The following is an 18,621-nucleotide window of genomic DNA, read 5'->3' as shown; positions in this document are numbered from 1 at the left end:
TCTGTGCGAGTCTGGCGACTATAATCGGCAGCCAACTTTTCCTGCACAGCACACCCCTTCATCATGACCACACAGGACTCCTCCGCGCTGCGCTACCCCAAGGGGTGGTTTGCTCTGACGACGGTATACAGTTTCACCGGGCTGGCCATTCTGGCCTCCATCATCTTCTCCCTGCTGCTGTTCCTCTCCATCGATGACAACCCGCTGATGAAGTGGCTGTTCGGCGGGCTGGCCATCATCTTTGAACTGGGCAAGTTCTACGTCTGGTACGAGTATGGGGAGTGCAAGGCGCGGCGGGATCTGGGGGGGGGCCTTCTGGTCGCTGCTGTTCTACAGCGTGCTGGCCGCCATCTCCATCGGCGGCAGTATCGGCGGCATCAATAGCGCCACCAACACCATACTGAGCCAGCAGGCGCATCACGAGCGGGAACTGGCCCGTTTCGACGAGCAGATCGCCAGCATAGAGCGCCAGATCCAGCTCAACGAGGAGGCGGCCCGCAAGTACATAGAAATGGCACGTATCTCCAGCGGTGTCAGCGGCTTGCAGCAGGCCAACACCAAGCTCAGGTTGCAGCAGGATGAGTTGCGCCAGGAGCGGGATGCCAAGCCGGTCAATGAGCAGTCCTCCATGCTGGGGCTGATGAGCAGTCTGGCGGACGGCGTGGGCATGAGCATCAGCCAGGTGCAGTTCCTGTTAGTCTGCTTCCTCTCCGTACTGCTGGATGTGTTTGGCGCCTTCTTCGTCAGTCTGATTGGCGAGGAGAACCGCTTTCGCCGCATGTGGCTGTGGCAGCAGGCGCGGGAGCAGGCTGCGTCTGCGGCCACTCCCCCGGAGGCGAGCAGGCCGGAACCCGAGCCTGCAGTGGTGGCCCAGGTGCGTTCCGTGTTGGAGAGCGGCGAGCTCAAGTGCAGCAAGCGCTCGGTGGCACTGGCCCTTTCGCTCTCGTTGGAAGAGGTAGACAGGGTATTTCAGCATCTGCTGGCCCAAGGGGTGCTGGGGCAGGGCAGCAATCGCCACTACCACCTCAGTGGACAAGCGGGTTGAGAGCCAGGCCACCTCTGGGTGGCCTTTTTATTGCCGCGAGCGGCAGCGTTAGTGAGTCAGCACCATCATCAGGCTGAGGAAGGCGGCTAGCCCCCCACCTATGCCGATGATCCAGTAAAACCCCTTGGCCCCCTGTTTGAGCGGGATGCGGAAGTAGAGCAGCAATGCCCACCATCCCAGTGCCAGCAACAGAGGAATAAGAAACATTCGAGCCATGGTGTCCTCGCTGTTATTCTGTTGACCCTTGATCAGTCAACAGGATGGATTGTGCAATGACGCAGCTACAGATTACCGCATTCGGCGACCCCTCGGTACTCAAGCTCAACCCTTCGCAGGATAAGGTGCCCGCGGAGGGGGAAGTCCGGGTGCGCATCTGCTTTGCGGGAGTCAATCCCATTGATGCCAAGACCCGGGCCGGCCTCGGCTGGGCGGCGGCCCAGAACAAGGACAATCTGCCCTGGACACCGGGTTATGATGTGGCTGGGGTGATTGAGGCGGTGGGCCCGGGTGTCACGGCGCTGGCAGAGGGGGATCAAGTGTGCGGCATGGTGGGCTTTCCGTTGGCGGGTGGCGCCTATGCCGACAGTACAGTGGTGAGCGAAGAGGCGCTGGTCAAGCTCGATGGCATCAGCCTCAAGCAGGGCGCAGCCCTGCCGCTGGCCGGTCTCACCGCCTGGCAGGGGCTGTTTGAACATGGCGGCCTCAAAGCCGGGCAGCGGGTGCTGATCCTGGCCGGTGCCGGTGGTGTTGGCCATCTGGCGGTGCAGTTTGCCAGCGCTTATGGCGCCGAGGTGGTCGCTACGGCCAGTCGTGACAATCACGATTTTCTCCATAGACTGGGGGCTGACCAGTGGGTGGATTACCACGACGCTGACTGGGCCGCGCAGATCCTGGCCCAGGGGGGGCAGGTCGATCTGGTGCTGGATCTGGTGGGCGGCGAGAGCGGCAAGGCGGCGCTTGCTTGCGTCAAGCCCGGTGGCCGTCTGGTGACAGTGCCCACCATCACGGCCCAGCAGATCAAGGATGCGGCGGCCGATACCGGCATAGAGGTGCTCGGCATGCTGGTGCACCCCGACAGCAAACAGCTGGCCCAGATGCTGAACCTGCTGCGCCAGGGGGATGTGCACATCACAGTCGGTGGCGAGTTTGCCCTGGCCGAGGGGGCGCAGGCCCATCAGGCCATCGAGGGTGGTCATGTCCGTGGCAAGCTGGTGCTGCGCATGCCTGCCGCCGATGGCCTGCCCGGATGAATGGCATTGCCGAGATGGGGCTGGGCTGGCTGTTTCTGAGCGCCTTCACCTCCGCCACCTTGCTGCCTGGCAGCTCGGAAGTGCTGCTGGGCGCCATGGCGGTTAAGGGAGAGTGGAGCATGACCAGCTTGCTGCTGTGGGCGACGCTCGGCAATACCCTCGGCTCCATGACCACCTGGTGGCTCGGCTGGCTCGCCACCTTCAAGAAAAAGCCGGAAGATTTTCAAGGCCGTGGGGAACAAAAAGCCCTCGGCTGGCTCAAACAACATGGTCACTGGTGTCTGCTGCTGGCCTGGACGCCTGTTGTTGGTGATGGCCTCTGCCTGCTGGCCGGTTGGCTACGTCTCTCCTTCTGGCGCTCTATCATCCTGATCGGGGTCGGCAAATTATTGCGTTATGCCCTGGTTTTTCTGTTGGCCAGTCATATTTTCTAGCCCTTTTCTTCACTCACGAGGTAACCGTGAACAAACTCATTCCATTAAGTATTCTGCTGGGTTTCACCCTGCCTGTGCTGGCCGCCCCCATCCTGGTGTCCGAGCAGGTCAAGGAAGAGGGCAAGCTTGGCATCCCTTACCAGATGTTCAGGCTGGACAACGGTCTGACCGTGATCCTGGCGCCTGACAAGTCAGATCCCCTGGTGCATCTCGATGTCACCTATCATGTGGGCTCGGCCCGCGAGCAGGTGGGCAAGTCCGGGTTCGCCCACTTCTTCGAACACATGATGTTCCAGGGCTCAAAACACGTTGGCGATCAGGAGCACATGCGGATCATCAACGAGGCGGGTGGCGACATGAACGGCACCACCAACAAGGATCGCACCAATTACTACGAGACGGTGCCAGCCAATCAGCTGGAGAAGGTGCTCTGGCTGGAGGCGGATCGCATGGGCTTCCTGCTCGATGCGGTGAGCCAGAAGAAGTTTGAGATCCAGCGCGCCACCGTCAAGAACGAGCGCGCCCAGCGGGTCGATAACCAGCCATACGGGCTGGTGAGCGAGAAGGTGGGGGAGGCGCTCTACCCGCGCACCCACCCCTACTCCTGGCAGCCTATCGGCTATGTAGAGGACCTTGACCGGGTCGGGGTGGATGACCTCAAGCAGTTCTTCCTGCGCTGGTATGGTCCGAATAACGCGACCCTGACCCTGGGCGGCGATTTCGATACCAAACAGGCACTGGCTTGGATCGAACAGTACTTCGGCTCCATCCCGCGTGGCCCTGACGTGGCCGAGCCGACGCCTGAGCCGGTGACCCTGCCCGAAACACGCTACCTGACGCTGGAGGACAAGGTCCATCTGCCGCTGCTCTACATCAGCTATCCGACCGTTGCCCTTGGTGATCCGCAGGAGCCGGCGCTGGACATGTTTGCCGACGTGCTCGGCGGCTCCGCCAGCTCCATGCTCTACCAGTCGCTGGTGAAAACCGGCAAGGCCATCGACGTTGGCGCCTCCCATTACTGCGAGGAGCTGGCCTGCACCCTGACCGTCTACGCCTATCCCAACCCGGCGGTGGATGGCAGCCTCAAGACCCTCAAGGGGGAAGTGGACAAGGTGATCGGCGAGTTTGCCGGTCGCGGCCTCAAGCCAGAGGATCTGGAAAAAGCCATCAACAGCTATCGCGCCTCGGCCATCTGGGGGCTCGACAGCGTCTCCGGCAAGGTGAGCCAGCTTGCCATGGGCCAGGTGTTTGCCCAGGATCCCAACTACGTATTCAAGCGACTGGATGCCATCGGCAAGGTGACCCCGGAGCAGGTCAAGGCGGCTTATGAAAAGTTCATCGTGGACAAGCCGGCCGTGGTGCTGAGCGTGGTGCCCAAGGGCAAGACGGATTGGCAGGTGGCCAAGCCGAACTTCACCCCCGCCAAGCGCGAGCTGCCCGATTACAGCCAGCATGGGGAGCCGCTGGCGCTGCGCCCGGTCAAGGACACTTTCGATCGCAGCGTGCAGCCCAAGGCGGCGGATGCCGTCAGCGTCAAGGTGCCCGCCATCTGGCACGGTAAGCTCGACAAGGGGATCGAGATCATCGGTACCCAGAGTGACGAGATCCCGGCCGTTTCCATCATGATCGCCCTGCCGGGCGGTATACGGGCCGAAGGCAAGGGAGAGCTGGGGCTCGCCAACCTCACCGCCAGCATGATGGGGCAGGGCTCGGTGCGCCTGACCGAGGCCCAGCTCAGCGACGAGCTGCAAAAGCTCGGCTCCAGTGTCAGCGTCTCCAGTGCCCAGTACAGCAACCTCATCACCATCAGCTCGTTGGCCGACAAGCTGCCGCAGACCCTGGCGCTGGTGCGCGAGATGTATGAGCGGCCCGGCATGCGCGAGGCCGACTTCGAACGGGTCAAGGCGCAGCTGCTGCAGGGGATGAAGCAGAGCGAGCAGCAGCCCGAGTGGCTAGCCAGCCAGGCGTTCCGCGAGCTGGTCTATGGCAAGGAAAACCGCCTCGGCCAGCCCAGTGATGGCGTGCTGGCTGATATCGAGAAGCTGACCCTGGCGGACGTGAAGCGCTTCTATCAGAACTACTACAACCCGACCAACGCCAAGGTGGTGGTGGTGGGGGACGTGGCCCAGTCCCAGGTGGAGGAGCAACTCGGCTTCCTGACCCAGTGGACGGGGTCCGCGCCAACCCTTGGCAGCCTCAAGCCCAAGGGTGAACAGGCCAAGCCGGGCATCTACCTGGTGGACAAGCCGGGGGCGCCCCAGTCGGTGATCCGCATCGGCCGCCGCGCCATGCCGTTCGATACCACGGGAGATTACTTCACCGCAGGGCTGATGAACTTCAACCTGGGGGGCAACTTCAACAGCCGCATCAACCTCAACCTGCGGGAAGACAAGGGCTACACCTACGGTGCCAGCTCGGGCTTCTCCGCTAATCGCGAGGTGGGCACTTTCGCCACCGGCGCCAATGTGCGGGCTGATGCGACCGTGGATGCCATCCGTCAGTTCCTCAACGAGATGGAGGGCTATCGCACGACCGGCCCGACCCCGGTGGAGCTGGACTACATGCGCAGCGCCGTCTCCCAGCAGGATGCACTCTCTTACGAAACCCTGAGCCAGAAGGCTGGCTTCCTGCTGCAGATGATCATGTATGACCTGAAGCCTGACTATGTGCAGGCCCAGAATCAGCTGATCAAAACGGTGTCACCCGAGGTGCTCAAAGCCAGCGCCGCCCGTTGGCTCGATCCGGCCGACATGGTGATTGTGGTGGTGGGCGACAAGCAAAAGCTTGAAAAACCCCTGAAGGAGCTTCATCTTCCCATCTATCCGCTGCAGCTGCCCTGAGGGCGCTTCATAAAATAGTGCCGCCCCCCTGTGGGGCGGCCACACATTTGAGCTGTGAATATGACCACGACTAGCTTGTCACTCACCGAATTGTTGACCGCCCTGGGTTCGCCGGAACGGCTGACGGCCCTCAAGGGGATCCGGCGCGGGATCGAACGTGAATGTCTGCGCATCACGCCGGAAGGGACCCTCTCCCAGAGGGATCACCCCAGGAGTCTGGGCTCGGCCCTGACCCATGCCAACATCACCACCGACTACTCGGAGAGCCTGCTGGAGTTCATTACCCCGGCCACCGACTCTATCGACAGCCTGCTCGAACAGCTGGGCGACATCCATCGCCACGCCATCCATCATCTTGGTGACGAGCGTATCTGGCCGCTCTCCATGCCCTGCTTCGTTGGTGATGAGGAGAGCATACGGCTGGCCCAATACGGCAGCTCCAACATCGGCAAAATGAAGACCCTCTACCGGCAGGGACTGAAGAACCGCTACGGCAGCCTGATGCAGGTGATCGCCGGTGTGCACTTCAACTTCTCCATGCCGGACAGCTTCTGGAGCGAGTGGCAGGATCTGGTGTGCGAGGGTTGTTGCAGCCAGCGCTTCATTTCTGACAAGTACATGGGGCTGATTCGCAACGTCTACCGCTTCGGCTGGCTGGTGCCCTATCTGTTCGGCGCCTCGCCGGCCATCTGCGACTCCTTCCTCAAGGGGCGCAAGAGCAACCTGCCGTTCCAGAAGATCGGCAAGGGCACCCTCTATCTGCCCTATGCTACCGCGCTGCGCCTGTCCGATCTTGGTTACACCAACAGCGCGCAGGCGGGTCTCAAGATCAGCCACGACAACCTGCCCGCTTATGTGAGCAGCCTGCGTCGTGCCATCAACACCCATGATCCCGATTTCGCCAAGATAGGGGTCAAGGTGAATGGCGAGTACCGTCAGCTCAACGACAACGTGCTGCAGCTTGAGAACGAGCTGTATGCACCGATCCGGCCCAAACGCACCCCGCGCAGCGGCGAGAAACCCTCGGATGCGCTGGAGCAGCGCGGCATCGAATACATAGAGCTGCGCACCGTGGACGTGAACCCCTTCACCCCGTTCGGCATAGATGTGGATCAGATCCGCTTCTTCGATCTGTTCCTGGTCTGGTGCCTGTTGCGCCCGTCCCCCGTGTTGAGTGACGAGGAGATGGCCCGCAATCGCCGCAACCAGAACAAAGTGGTGCTGGAGGGGCGTCGCCCCGGCCTGGAGCTGGAAGATGAGCAGGGCAACGCCATCGGCCTCAAGGAGCACGGCGTCAAGCTGTTCGACGAATTGGCTCAGGTGGCCGATCTGCTGGATCGCTGCTGTGGCCGCAACGGCTACCGCGAGACCTTGGCCATGCACAGGGAGAAGCTGCTCAACCCGGAGCTGACCTACTCAGCCCGCCTGCTCAAGCAGTTGCTGGAGAGCGGTCAGGACAACGGCTGCTTCGGCGACGAGCTGGCGAGCCGCTATCGGGAAGAGATGCTGGCAGGCGACTTGCAGTACTGGGATCCGGCCTACTTCGCCGCCGAGGCGCGCGAGTCCCTCGCCAAGCAGCGGGAGCGGGAACGCAGCGACAGCCTGTCGTTTGATGATTTCCTGGCCGATTATTTCGGTACCAGCACGACGACAGCCTGATGCCAGGCATGCACAAACAAAAAGCCGCTCGAGTGAGCGGCTTTTTTATTTCCTTGAACCTGTGCGGGATCAGGCGTGGTTGTACTCAGACATGGTTATACATGGCCTCGATCTCGCTCTGGTATTTGGATTCGATGATCTTGCGGCGCAGTTTCATGGTGGGGGTGATCTCCCCCAGCTCCATGGAGAAGGCGCTTGGCAGCAGGGTGAACTTCTTCACCTGCTCGAACTTGGCCAGCTCCTTTTGCAGATCCTGGATGCGGGCATCGAAGAACTCCATCACCCGGGAGTGGCGCAGCAGCTCGGTCTTGCACTGGTATTGCAGGTTGATGGAGCGGGCGTACTCCTCCAGCGACTCGAAGCAGGGCACGATCAGCGCCGAGACGAAGTGACGGGCATCGGCGACGATAGCGATCTGCTCGATGAAGCGATCCTTGCCGATGGTCCCCTCTACCAGTTGCGGTGCCACGTATTTGCCGTTTGAGGTCTTCATCAGCTCTTTGAGACGCTCGGTGAAGTAGATGTTGCCGTCGCTGTCGAGTTCGCCCGCATCGCCGGTACGCAGGAAGCCGTCTTCGGTCATCACCTCGGCTGTGGCATCGGGCTTGTTGTAGTAGCCGCGCATCACGGTCGGGGAGCGCACCAGCAGCTCGTTGCTCTCACCCAGCTTCACTTCTATGCCGTTGAGGGCCGTGCCGATGGAACCCAGCTTGAACTGGTTGTCTTCGTAACAGCAGACGGTGGCCGTGGTCTCAGTCATGCCGTAGCCGTACTTGAGGTTGAGCCCCATGGCCTGGAAGAAGAAGTTCACGTCGTCGGCCAGACGGGCGCCTGCCACCGGCAGGAAGCGGGTGCGACCACCGAAGCGGGCGCGCAGCTTGCGAAACACCAGCCGCTCCGCCAGCCAGAGCTGGGCGTAAAGCAGCGGCGAGGTCGCCTTGCCAGCCTGACGGCTGGTGACCAGCTGCTTGCCGACGCCGGTGGCCCAGCCGAACAGGGCACGACGCAGGCGTGGCGCCTGAGCCACCTTGGCCTGGATCATGGCGTAGGCCTTCTCGTAGAGGCGCGGCACGGCGCACATGACGGTCGGCTGCACTTCACCGATGACATCCATCACCTTCTGCGGATCGCGGATATAGACGTTCTCGGCGCCGCAGTAGAGCACGTAGTAGGTCCAGGCTCGCTCGAACACGTGGCTGAGCGGCAACATGCACAGCGACACATCCTGCTCGTTGAGATCGAGGCGGCTGTTGTGCATCTCGAAGCAGGCGGCGATGTTGGCAAAATCGAGCATAACCCCCTTGGGTTCACCCGTGGTGCCCGAGGTGTAGATCAGGGTCAGCAAGTCATCCATCCGGTACTGGGTTTCCCGTATCCGCAACTCCTGCTCGCTGGCCTGATGGTTGCCGGAGACCAGAAAGGCCTGGAAGTGGCTGGCCTCTGGGCAGTCACGCAGGTTGACCTTGCCATCGAGGGCGACGATCTGGCGGATCTCGCCATCTTTCAACAGCGTGAGCGCCTGATCGAACTGGGCCTGTTCACCGACGAACAGCAGACCTATGTTGGCATCGCGTACGATATAGCGCAGTTGCTCAAGGGTGCTGGTGGGGTAGATTGGCACGCTGACACCGCGGGCGGCGAGGATGCCGAGATCGGCCTGGGTCCACTCCGGCATGTTGCGGGCGTAGAGGCCGACCATTTCGGTGGGCTGGTGGCCAGCGCGGATCAGCGCCTGAGCGCAGTAGTCCATGGCCTGTCCCAGAGTACGCCAGCCGATGGCACGCCATTGGCCATCCTGTTGTACGCGCAGGGCGGCCTTGTTGCCAAGCCGGGCGATACGTTCACGCATCAGTCGAACCAGATGGAGTTTCGGCATCAGTCAAACATCCTCAAGTAACAGTTGTACGCCCGCAGGGGCACCAAAAAATTGCGCTGGAGTTTAAACTCTAAGATTACAGCTTACAAGTGTGCGCCGTTTGTCTTGGATCACAAAGTCAGCAATCAGGGCAAACTTGAGGCATGATGGGGGGTGATGAATTGGATTCGTTTGGGGGTTGCCATGAGTGTCGGGATCAAGGGGGTGGTCACAGGGGTATTGCTGTTGCTGGCCGGGGCTGGCGGGCTCTGGTTTGCGCTGGGGGATATGGCCAGCGAGGAAGAGAGCCCCTGGCTGAGCGGCGCCGACGGATACGCCAGGGCGCAGCAGCTGGCCCAGCTCAAGGGCTATCCACTGCTCTATGTGATCGAGCGTGCCAAGTGCCGACGCTGCATGCTGCTGGACGCCACATTGTGGCAGTCACAGGAGATGGCGCCCGTGCTGGCCAGGCTGGTCAAGGTACGGCTTAATCCGGATGCGGGGGATGGCAGCGAGCACATACTGCGCAGCTTCCCGCAGGTGGTGACCCTGCCCGGCATCTATGTGCAGCAGCCGGGGGAACCGCTCAAGCCCATCAAGATAGTGGTGGATCTCCAGCAGATCTGGATGCCGGGTGTCACCTGGCAGCGCGGCTTCTTCATGCCGTTGTCGGCGGCTGGCTTTGAAGCCGTGCTGCACACCACCCAGAGTCTGCAGGATCCGGCTCTCGACAATGCGCCGCTGCTGTGAGGGGGGCCTAGCCGAAGTCGAACAGGCGTGACATGAGCACGGCGTCTTCCCGATCCTGGCCAGTACCGTAGTAGTCGGCCCGGCGGCAATACTCGGCAAAGCCTGCGCTCTCATAGAGGCCGATGGCGGTCCGGTTGCTGTCGCGTACCTCCAGGAACCAGGCCTCGGCCCCCTTCGCCTTGCTGCGCGCCAGATATTCCTTCAACAGCGCCCGTCCCAGCCCCTTGCCCTGAAAGTCGGGGTGCACGCAGATGTTCATCAGCGAGCTGTCGCCCGCCACCAGATCCGAGATGTAGAAACCGGCGGGGCGGCCATCCAGCAGCATCAAGCCATTGAGATAGCGCGGCCCGAAGCAGGAGATCAGGTTGGCCTGGCTCCAGGGCTCCTTGTGGGCGGCCTGTTCTATGGGGTAAATCAGCTCGAAATCTGTCTCGAGCAGGGGACGAAACTCAGGCATGGTGACTCCGGGTTGGGTCGGGGCGGCGGAAGGAAAGGGGCAGATCCGGGCAACAGGGTTGCTTAACCGAGGCGCGATCTGAGTTGCTGCCACAGCGCCCGTTTCTGGGCCGGTGTCGGCGTGAGCGGGCAGACCAGCGCATCGGGCCAGGCGGGATCGGCCAGTTCCAGCCAGAGCTGGGGTGGCTTGTGCCCGGTGGGCAGCCTGGTCAGCAGCGTCACCTCGTCGACGGTGATGCCGAGCAACTGGCACAGATCTGCCAGCAGGGTCGGGGCGGGCAGGCGAGGGGCCAGGATCCAGAGCTTGCCGGCCGGCGGCGTGTCGAGCTCAGATTGGGCCAGTGCGACGGAAGGCGTATCCCGAGCAGGGGCTGGCGCGACGGTTTCCTGCTTGTCTGGGGCTGTATGGACCCCCAGCAGGGCCGGGCGGCGCAGTTGCCAGCTCTGTATCCCCATACGGGCCAACAGGGTTTGACGCATCAGATCGGGCGTGAGGCCGCTTGGCTCAAGGGATGGCGCCTGATGTGTGCTCTGACGCACGGGATCTTGCATGGGCTGTGGCTCTGTCTTGATTTGCATTGGTGAAAAAAGCTCTGCGCAGGGTACACTCGAACGCGTTTTGCTGCATCTTTTGCGGTATGTTTTAGCCAGGAGTGGTGGCCCAGCGCCTATGCGCCAGACGGTTTTGTCCGCAGGTGGCCTCGACACAATACAATCAGCAGAACAGGGAACATTCGACCGAGTTGCGGGTGTGCCGGTTCCAGACAACCCCAGTATCGGAAGTGCGCTTATGCCACCTTTAGCACAACAGAATCTTTGCCTTGCCCCCATTCATGAACGCTTGCCAGGCCTGCTGTCGGCACTCGGAGAAGGATTGTATGAGCGCCAGGATGCCCTGCGGCTCGGTCTGCTGGCTGCCCTCAGCGGCGAGAGTGTCTTCCTGCTGGGCCCACCCGGTATCGCCAAGAGCCTGATCGCCCGCCGTCTCAAGCTGGCCTTCCACGAGGCGCGTCACTTCGAATACCTGATGACCCGCTTCAGTACGCCGGAGGAGGTGTTCGGCCCCCTCTCCATTCAGGCGCTGAAGGAGGATGGCAAGTACCTGCGCTTGACCACGGGCTACCTGCCGGAAGCCGAGGTGGTGTTCCTCGACGAGATCTGGAAGGCGGGCCCCGCCATCCTCAACACCCTGCTCACCGCCATCAACGAGCGACAGTTTCGCAACGGCGACAGCCAGCACCCCATCCCCATGCGGCTGCTGGTGACCGCCTCCAACGAGCTGCCGGCGCCGGACAGCGGGCTGGAAGCTCTCTACGATCGCATGCTGGTGCGCGTCTGGATGGACAGGGTGCAGGAGAAGGCCAACTTCCAGGCCATGTTGTCCAGTGATGGCGTCTCTCCCCGTCACCTCTCTCCCGCCCTGCAAGTCAGGAGTGAGGAGTATGAGTTGTGGCAACAGCAGATAGAGCAAGTGGTGCTGCCCGACGAGGTGTTCGAACTTGTCTATCAATTGCGGCAGCGGCTCGACAGCATGGGCGATGAGCCTTGCTACGTTTCGGATCGGCGTTGGAAAAAGGCGGTACGCCTGTGCAAGGCCAGTGCTTTCTTCCATGGCAGGCGGGAGGTGGCACCGCTGGATCTGCTGTTGCTGAAAGATTGTCTCTGGCATAACGCAGAGAGTCGTACCGCCTTGCTGACGCTGATGGAAGAGTTTGCCCGTCTGCACTGTTACCGGCAGCAGTCACTGATTGCCCGTCATATGGCCATCACCTCGGCCTTACAGGCGTTGCAACAACAAATAAGTGCCCGGTTGGCACTCAAGGCCGAGCCCCACAGGGGGATGCTGGGCAAGCGCAGCAAGGGGTGGCAATTGCCGCTGGATGAGGCCCGCAAGGAAGGGGCGCGTGGCTTGCAAATCCAGTTGCACCTGCTCACCCCTGCCCGGCTTAGCCCGGAGGAGCCGGATCTGCTGGTAGAGACACTGGAGTGTGACAAAGTGGTACTGGGTCACTGGCAGTTTGGTGGCGACAAGGTGCTCTTTCATCCCGCGGGCAGCAAGACAGGGTTGACCCTGGAGCTTGAGCTCGACAGCAGCCAGCGTCTCAACCTGCTCGACAGCCAGCGTCATCCCATTCCTCTGGTGCTGGTGTGCCGTGAGCCTTTGCCCGGGCTGATAAGCGCTCCCTGGTACCAGACGCTGGCCACTCTGAGTGAACAACTGGTGGCCCTGCGCACCGAGTTGCGCCGTCAGCGTCATCGCTTTGATGATCACCAGCCTCACCATTTTCTTGGCTCGCATTGGCTGGTGACCATTGAGGAAGGCTTTTTCACCCAGGCCCGTGAACTTGACCAAACCGCCGATCTGCTGGCTCAGTGGCAACAGCGCTTGCCACTGTTGTGCGGGGAGCCGGGGTAAATGATCGAGATTGGCACCATGAGCGCCCTGCTGGCGCTCTCGGAAGGGGAGATGGTGACTGAAATGGTGGTTGCCCTGTTGGCGAGCACCCAGATCTCCCGTTTTATCCGGGTAGGCAAGGCACAGGGCCGTTCCCTGAAACAGCGGCTGCAGCGCTGGCGCCATCAGGTGAATGACACCATAGCCCATACCCCTGTGCCTTCGACGCTGGAGCAGGAATTTCTGCTCTACCAGCACTTCATTTCCCTTTATCTCGCCCAGCTGGTGACCGAGTTGCCCACCCTGCTCAGTGCTCTGGAGCGGGGCAGTGATTTTGCCGACGAGGGACGTCAGCTGGCTCATCAGTTGGTGGACCATCCCACTGAAGGGGCCAGACGATTGCTGCTTGATCGGTGGCGAACCAGTCTGGTGGGGGCCTTGCTGCGCTTGCAGCAGGAGCTGGCCGAGGCGGAGCGGCTCAGGTTGCAGCAGGAGCTGGAAGATCAGATTGGCGCCAGCGAGGAGTTGGAGCAAGTGCTGGATCCCCAGCGGCGCACGGCCGGTGGTTTGTGGAACCTGGCTCAGGGGCGCTGGCAGCCTGCTTCTCTGGTGCTGATCCGTCAATACGCCGCCATGTTGGGTAAAGAGCCCATGTTGCAGGAGATCGCCGACAGCATGGGGCGCAGTTTGCACGATAACGAGCAGTTGCAACGACCCCAGCCACCCCAGCCCACCCTGATCCAGGAGCCGGTGTTAAGTGACGATGTGCCCGATGATCTGGTCGGGATCCACCCGGCCAATGATCTGATGAGGATGCTGCCGAGTGAAGCCGTGATGCTGGGGGTTCCCGAACTGGAGCTGGAGTTCTACCGCCGCTATCTGGAGCGCCGCCTGCTCAGTTATCAGACCAGGGGCACCTTGCCGAGGCATCAGTTGCTGCCCCGTACCACGGCCCGGGGTGATCAGGAGCTGCAGCCCATGGGGCCAGTGATTGTCTGTATCGATACGTCCGGCTCCATGGGCGGTTACCCTGAGCAGTGCGCCAAGGCGCTGGCACTGGCGCTGTTGCAGCTTGCCCTGACCGAGCAGCGGCGCTGCTTTGTGATGCTCTTCTCCACCGATGTGGCGACCTTCGAGTTGACCGATGCCGATGGCCTCGATGAGGCGCAGCGTTTTCTGGCCATGACCTTCAATGGCGGCACGGATCTGCTGCCCTGCCTGAGCGCATCCCTGCACCAGTTACAGGCACCCGGTTTCGAGCTGGCGGATGTACTGGTGATCTCCGACTTTATTGCTCAGCGCCTGCCTGCCTCGCTGGTGGAGCTGATGGACCGTCAGCGTGGCCGCGGTACCCGGTTCAACGCCGTTGCCATGTCACGCCACGCCAAGCCGGCGTTGCTGCGGGTGTTCGATAAAAGCTGGCTACTCGACTGCGGTCTGCGCGGTCGCCTGTTGCGCCGCTGGCAGCGTAGCTGACACGCACCGTGCTGGCAGACTGGCCAGCACTATCCCGACACACAGAAGGCCAAGCGCCAGCCACACCGGCGGCGTGACGGTTTCCCCCGCAGCCACGTCGCTATTCGCGCGGTCAAGGTGATGGGGCCGCAGCCCATTTGACCATGTTCAGACACCGGGCTGATGGACGAGCCCCAGCGCCGGTTGAAGATGATGAGCTTGCCGGTGAGGACGTGATTCTGCCAGATGCACAGGCCTGTGCCATCCATGGCGGCATCCAGCTTCTCCCGCGCATCCTCGGCCAGCCGCTTCAGTCGCCCATTCTCCTGCAGCAGCTTGTCATAGGCAGCCTGCAGCTCTTCGTGTGTCATGAGGGCACTCTTCCCGGTGATAAATGCCGCTTATAGTCGATGCTGGCTGTGGGCCTGTAAAGAGCGACAAAATGATATTGCTGTCCGCCTCTCGTCTTGCATCGGGCAGGTTTCTGACCCGGGTCGGGCTGTATCAACAGGTTTTGCTGGCGAGCCCCCCAAGGAGCGATATGATGAGTCCACGTTTGCGCCGCAATGAGCTTGTTTCTTCTCATGATTCATACAATGGCTTCACTTTGTCTGATACCGCTGCTCTTGCTCGCAGGGTGGATGACACCTGTGTGGGCGGCCCGGGGCCCTTTGCCTGAGCCTGCACTGGTCGGGGAGTTGAGCCAGTTGGAAAATGATGCGCTTCCCCCGCGCGTGTTCCGGCTGCGGGTAGCCGCGTTGGCCGCCCATCGGGACAGCTACTCACAACCGTTGCAGGGTCGTATCACCCGTTTGCAGTGCTGGGCGCGTGATGCCGAGCGCACCAGCGAATATGAGATGACCATCGCCTTCGCCAGTCAGCAACTGGCGGTGGCTCGTAGACAGGATGACAGACAGACGGAGGCCGGGCTCTTTATCTGTCGGGGCTTCAATCAGCAGATGCTGGGCAATATGACACAAGCCAAGGCAGATTATGATGCTGCCCTGCGACTGGCCGAGGCACTTGATGACCCCCGTCTGAAAAGCGATGCGCTCAGCTATCGGGGTGACATGTTTGCCTATCAGGGGGTGCTGTCGCAGGGGTTGATAGACCTGCTTGCCGCCTATGATGGGTATGTCTCGCTGGGGCAGGAGGGGTTGAGATTGAAGGTGCTGGCACAGATTGCCAACACCTATCGGCGCATGGGGATATACGTGCGTGCCCACGAGTATTTTGAAGAGGTGATGCAGGCTTATCAGCAGCGACACGATCAGAACAGCCTCATCGATGTGGGTACCCTACTGGCCATTCTTTATACCGATGAGGACCGTTATGCACAGGCCCTGCCTCTGCTCGAAGCGGCTGAACGTTATTACCGTCAGGAGCAACGGGAAATGGATCTGGCCTGGATCAGGGTCGAGTTGGCTTGGAGCCTGCTGAATCTAAACCGGATTGACGAGGCGCTGATCAAGTTGGAGCAGGCCAAGCCCGTCCTCTATCGATATGAAGAAGATACGGATGAAGCTACGTTGGGGCTCTGGCAACTGGTGATGGGATTGACACTGGAGGCCAAAAAGGAGGGCGACCAGGCACTGCACTATCTGGCACGGGCTGAATCCATCTTCAGTCAGGAACAGAACCAGCGCTTTCTTGCCTGGATCTATCAGGCCAGGGCCAGAATTCTTGAGCAGCAGGGCCAGGTGAATGGTGCATTGGCGGCGCTCCAGCAGTATGTGCGGGTAAAGAGCGAGCTGGATGATTTGCTTAACGAACAGCGTTCGGCCCAGATCCGCCTGGAGTTCGATCTGGCGCGCAAGGATCTGGAGAATCAGACCCTCAAGACCCGGCAGCTGCTTCAGGCCGAGCAGTTAAAGCAGCTTCAGGAGCGGCGGCAATGGCAATATGCAGTGGTGATACTGTTACTGGTGATTATGGGCATGCTGGTGCTGTATCTTTTCAAGCGCTCTCGCAAGCTGCGCCAGCTCGCCATGACCGATGACCTCACCGGCATCCACAACCGCCGTCAGATCCAGGCCAAGGGTGAGGAGTGGTTCAGGCAGGCCAGAGACAATGGCAAGCCGCTCAGCGTGCTGCTCCTGGACATAGACCACTTCAAGCAGGTGAACGACAGGCTGGGCCACCACATGGGGGATCAGGTGCTGGCAGCCGTTGCCAGGTGCATCGCCGCCCAGCTGCGCCCCCTGGACAGGGTGGGGCGCAATGGTGGCGAGGAATTTCTGGTTCTGTTGCCCGACATCTGCATGGCGGAAGCGGCCGAGGTCGCGGAGCGGATCCGCCATCGGGTCTCCCAGCTGCGCATCGAGGGGATGCCACAGGCGCATCCGGTGCACGTCAGCATAGGCTGTGCCCAATACCACCCCCTCGACGACAGCCTGGGGGGGCTGATCCAGCGAGCCGACGAGGCCATGTACAGGGCCAAACAGGCTGGCCGCAACCGGGTGATGCGGGCCGAGTAGGTCGCCCGGCACCCTTTGCGAACGGCCCTAAGCCGGGCTGGGTATTTTTCACTCGCGCGGGTATAATGTCGCGCAATTTTGCTTTGACTCAGGCGAGAAGACCCATGTAATGCAACCAGCCTCCCCTGTTCCACCCGGTTGACCTCGATGTCAGCCCGCGTGGCGTTAGTTGCTTGCAGTCCTGTGTATGCCGGCGGACTCGATGCCGCATACATGCAAATGTGCCGTGAGTCGAATGCGGCATCCCGGATGTATTCCCACGGTGGCAAATGCCATCGCTCAATAGAAGAACGTTGAATTATGTCAGCTGAATTTCTGAGTGAAGTCTCCAAGAGACGCACTTTTGCGATCATCTCGCACCCGGATGCGGGTAAAACCACCATCACCGAAAAAGTCCTGCTGTTCGGACAGGCCATTCAGCGCGCCGGTACCGTCAAGGGCCGTGGCTCAGGTCAGCACGCCAAATCCGACTGGATGGAGATGGAGAAGCAGCGCGGTATCTCCATCACCACCTCGGTGATGCAGTTCCCCTACTCCAACTGCCTGGTCAACCTGCTCGACACCCCGGGTCACGAGGACTTCTCCGAAGATACCTACCGTACCCTGACGGCGGTCGACTGCTGCCTGATGGTCATTGATGCCGCCAAAGGTGTTGAAGACCGGACCCGCAAGCTGATGGAAGTGACCCGGCTGCGTGACACCCCGATCCTCACTTTCATGAACAAGATGGACCGCGAAGTACGCGACCCGATGGAAGTGATGGACGAGGTGGAGCGTGAGCTGAAGATCATGTGCGCCCCCATTACCTGGCCTATCAGCTGTGGTAAATCCTTCAAGGGTGTCTATCACCTCTACAAGGACGAGACCTATCTGTATCAGACTGGTCAGGGCCACACCATTCAGGAGAAGCGGGTAGTCAAGGGGCTGCATAACCCCGAGCTGGACGCCGCCATCGGCGAAGACCTGGCCGCCCAACTGCGTGGCGAACTGGAGCTGGTGCAGGGCGCCTCTCCCGAGTTCGATCACGAGGCTTTTATCGCCGGCGAGATGACGCCGGTGTTCTTCGGTACTGCGCTCGGTAACTTCGGCGTCGACCACATGCTGGATGGCCTGACCGACTGGGCCCCTGCGCCTATGCCGCGCAAGGCCGAGAGCCGTCTGGTTGAGGCGACCGAGGAGAAATTCTCCGGCTTCGTGTTCAAGATCCAGGCAAACATGGATCCGAAACACCGCGACCGTATCGCCTTTATGCGCATCGTGTCAGGCACCTACTCCAAGGGCATGAAGATGCGCCATGTGCGGATCGGCAAGGATGTGAACATCTCCGATGCCGTGACCTTTATGGCCGGTGATCGCGAGCAGGCTGTTGAAGCCTGTGCCGGTGACATCATAGGTCTGCACAACCACGGCACCATCCAGATCGGTGACACCTTCACTCAGGGTGAAGATCTCAAGTTCACCGGTATCCCGAACTTCGCCCCCGAGCTGTTCCGCCGCATTCGCCTGCGCGATCCGCTCAAGCAGAAGCAGCTGCTCAAGGGACTGGTTCAGCTTTCCGAAGAGGGGGCGGTGCAGGTGTTCCGTCCGCTCATCAGCAACGATCTGATCGTTGGCGCGGTCGGTGTGCTGCAGTTTGACGTGGTGGTGTCGCGTCTGAAGAGCGAGTACAACGTCGAAGCTATTTACGAAGCCGTCAACGTCTCCACCGCCCGCTGGGTGGAAGGGACCGACGTCAAGAAGTTCGAGGAGTTCAAGCGCAAGAACGAGCTGAACCTGGCGCTGGATGGCGGTGACAACCTCACCTACATAGCCCCGACCATGGTCAACCTGCGTCTGTCTCAGGAGCGTCACCCGGACGTTCACTTCCGTCAGACTCGCGAGCACTGATAACGGCTTGCTGGCCTGTCGGTTGACGATAAAAGAGACCCCGCTTCGGCGGGGTCTCTTTTTACATGGCCATCATTCCCTTCCTGATCACAATATCCCATTGTTTTTCCATACGAAA

General features: G+C 61.1%; 13 protein-coding genes and 2 pseudogenes. 10 read left to right on the top strand and 5 right to left on the bottom strand.

Annotated features, from left to right (window positions below):
- The first annotated feature begins 63 nt into the window (after positions 1-63).
- Positions 64-1,045, top strand: a pseudogene (locus WJM78_RS19735) (Preprotein translocase subunit SecY).
- A 48-nt stretch (positions 1,046-1,093) separates the two neighbouring features.
- On the opposite strand, the gene WJM78_RS19730 reads toward WJM78_RS19735, so the two are convergent.
- Complete coding sequence (locus WJM78_RS19730; RefSeq protein WP_162265158.1) at positions 1,094-1,261, bottom strand: hypothetical protein; 168 nt, start codon at positions 1,259-1,261, stop codon at positions 1,094-1,096.
- Positions 1,262-1,305: 44 nt separating this feature from the next.
- On the opposite strand from WJM78_RS19730, the gene WJM78_RS19725 reads away from it, so the two are divergent.
- Genes WJM78_RS19725 through gshA form a run of 4 tightly spaced genes read left to right on the top strand, consistent with a single transcriptional unit; the run spans position 1,306 to position 7,228 of the window.
- The gene (locus tag WJM78_RS19725) at positions 1,306-2,295 is read left to right on the top strand and encodes an NADP-dependent oxidoreductase (protein WP_339011222.1); all 990 of its coding nucleotides are present in this window, start codon (positions 1,306-1,308) and stop codon (positions 2,293-2,295) included.
- Positions 2,292-2,729, top strand: a complete 438-nt coding sequence (locus WJM78_RS19720; RefSeq protein WP_042038875.1) for a YqaA family protein — start codon at positions 2,292-2,294, stop codon at positions 2,727-2,729. Before WJM78_RS19725 ends, WJM78_RS19720 begins: the two co-directional genes overlap by 4 nt.
- A gap of 26 nt (positions 2,730-2,755) precedes the next feature.
- The gene (locus WJM78_RS19715; protein WP_339011219.1) at positions 2,756-5,569 is read left to right on the top strand and encodes a pitrilysin family protein; all 2,814 of its coding nucleotides are present in this window, start codon (positions 2,756-2,758) and stop codon (positions 5,567-5,569) included.
- Positions 5,570-5,629: 60 nt separating this feature from the next.
- Positions 5,630-7,228, top strand: a complete 1,599-nt coding sequence (gene gshA, locus WJM78_RS19710) for a glutamate--cysteine ligase (RefSeq protein ID WP_042038877.1) — start codon at positions 5,630-5,632, stop codon at positions 7,226-7,228.
- A gap of 85 nt (positions 7,229-7,313) precedes the next feature.
- On the opposite strand, the gene WJM78_RS19705 is transcribed toward gshA, so the two are convergent.
- Entirely contained in the window at positions 7,314-9,104 is a 1,791-nt protein-coding gene (locus tag WJM78_RS19705) for an AMP-dependent synthetase/ligase (RefSeq protein WP_108535510.1), read from the bottom strand.
- 183 nt (positions 9,105-9,287) lie between these two features.
- Between WJM78_RS19705 and WJM78_RS19700 the strand changes: the two genes are divergently transcribed.
- A complete protein-coding gene (locus tag WJM78_RS19700) occupies positions 9,288-9,833 on the top strand; it encodes a hypothetical protein (RefSeq protein ID WP_339015935.1) in 546 nt (181 codons plus the stop codon).
- Positions 9,834-9,840: 7 nt separating this feature from the next.
- On the opposite strand, the gene rimI is transcribed toward WJM78_RS19700, so the two are convergent.
- A complete protein-coding gene (gene rimI, locus WJM78_RS19695) occupies positions 9,841-10,290 on the bottom strand; it encodes a ribosomal protein S18-alanine N-acetyltransferase (protein WP_339011213.1) in 450 nt (149 codons plus the stop codon).
- 62 nt (positions 10,291-10,352) lie between these two features.
- A complete protein-coding gene (locus WJM78_RS19690) occupies positions 10,353-10,841 on the bottom strand; it encodes a DNA polymerase III subunit psi (RefSeq protein WP_108535508.1) in 489 nt (162 codons plus the stop codon).
- A 238-nt stretch (positions 10,842-11,079) separates the two neighbouring features.
- Here WJM78_RS19690 and WJM78_RS19685 point away from each other — a divergent pair, with 238 nt between their 5' ends.
- Together WJM78_RS19685 and viaA are read left to right on the top strand one after the other, a co-directional pair.
- A complete protein-coding gene (locus WJM78_RS19685) occupies positions 11,080-12,705 on the top strand; it encodes an ATPase RavA domain-containing protein (RefSeq protein WP_108535507.1) in 1,626 nt (541 codons plus the stop codon).
- Entirely contained in the window at positions 12,706-14,160 is a 1,455-nt protein-coding gene (gene viaA / locus WJM78_RS19680) for an ATPase RavA stimulator ViaA (protein ID WP_212513385.1), read from the top strand. It begins immediately after the preceding gene.
- Between the two features lie 92 nt (positions 14,161-14,252).
- Here the strand turns inward: viaA and WJM78_RS19675 are convergent.
- Positions 14,253-14,510 (bottom strand): annotated as a pseudogene (locus WJM78_RS19675) (hypothetical protein); the annotation flags it as partial.
- Between the two features lie 225 nt (positions 14,511-14,735).
- On the opposite strand from WJM78_RS19675, the gene WJM78_RS19670 reads away from it, so the two are divergent.
- Both WJM78_RS19670 and prfC read left to right on the top strand, forming a co-directional pair.
- Positions 14,736-16,616, top strand: coding sequence for a diguanylate cyclase (locus tag WJM78_RS19670; RefSeq protein ID WP_339011205.1), 1,881 nt, complete (start codon positions 14,736-14,738; stop codon positions 16,614-16,616).
- 300 nt (positions 16,617-16,916) lie between these two features.
- Positions 16,917-18,503 (top strand): peptide chain release factor 3, encoded by a 1,587-nt coding sequence (gene prfC / locus WJM78_RS19665; RefSeq protein WP_375134765.1) that lies wholly within the window; start codon positions 16,917-16,919, stop codon positions 18,501-18,503.
- Positions 18,504-18,621 lie beyond the last annotated feature (118 nt).

Source organism: Aeromonas popoffii (assembly GCF_037818705.1).
GTDB lineage: Bacteria > Pseudomonadota > Gammaproteobacteria > Enterobacterales > Aeromonadaceae > Aeromonas > Aeromonas popoffii.
Note: the sequence above shows the minus strand (reverse complement) of the source record. Positions and strands in the feature narration are given on the sequence as shown.